The sequence below is a fragment of the Geminocystis sp. CENA526 genome (assembly GCF_050753365.1).
In the GTDB taxonomy this organism is placed as follows: Bacteria; Cyanobacteriota; Cyanobacteriia; order Cyanobacteriales; family Cyanobacteriaceae; genus Geminocystis.
The window spans coordinates 1-1,147 of sequence record NZ_JBLZFY010000308.1 but is presented as its reverse complement, the minus strand read 5'-3'; the positions used below and the strand labels follow the sequence as shown (position 1 = coordinate 1,147).

Genomic DNA, 1,147 nt, shown 5'->3' with positions numbered 1-1,147 from the left:
TTGCAATACGTCAAGATTTACAAAAAAATCTAAAAAGGATTAATAATCAATTTGAGAAAGAAATTAAAGAATATATTGAAGCCTTAAAAATTAATGACCCTAATATCCGACTCGAAATAAAAAAAGAACTCAAAAAAAAGGGACGTACTGGTTTTACAAAAATTTGGAACACCATAGCCGATGTTGAGAAAGATTTAACTACTCAATTAATTGTTCTGGCTAGAGATGCGTTTGAAAATAGTGAAATAGCAGATAACTTTGAATATAAACTACAAGAAGTTATTACTCCAGCATTAGCAAAAGACTTAAATCAATCTTTTAATAATGTTAGTCGTAGAATTAGTAAATTTTCTAAAGAATCCAATTTTTATTATCGTAAAGTTCGTGCCGACAATTCTCAAGAAGTAATAGATTTGAATAATGACGAAAAATGTTTTCGTTTACTTTATTACACTATGCGTCAAGCTATTACAGCAAGAGCTGAATTTACATTACAAACTAAAGCAAAAGAATTTGAAGAAGCATTACAATCTTTTGTATATCAACAGCTAGAGGAATTAAAAAAATGTTTATCACAAGAAGAATTATCCTCAATTAATTTAGAACAGGCAATTATTAGTGATTTAGAGAAAAAATTAGCTCAAAATTTACCTCAGTTACCTGATAAATTATTTGAACTTTCTGATAATATCAAACAAACAAAGAAAAAACAAAGGGAAAAAATCGGCACAGAAACTTATTATGACAATGTGACTCAAACAAAGTATAAGAATGAAGAGTATCAGGAGGGATCATGTTTTGGTGAAACAAAAACTAGACAAGTTCCTGATGGCACTAAAACTGTTACCGAAAAAAGAACTCGTAATAAATATGATGACGTTGAATATGTTGAGCTATTCTTACCGACTCCAAAAGTAATGGCTCAACAATGGTCGGATGGTGTTGAAAAAGGAAAAAATGCTTTATGGGATATTCTCTATCAGTGGATTATAAATAGATTAAATTATGTTGCTAATATCTTTGAAGAATCGGTCATCGATATTACTAATTTAGCGGAACGATCTTTAAGTAAACAGTTAAAAATTATTGAATTAAATTTTGAAGAACAAAAACAAATTTGGGCTACTATTGAAGTCGAACAAAAGAA

General features: G+C 28.9%; 1 pseudogene. It reads left to right on the top strand.

Annotated features, from left to right (window positions below):
* Nucleotides 1-1,147: pseudogene (locus ACN4EE_RS23580) on the top strand (dynamin family protein); the annotation flags it as partial.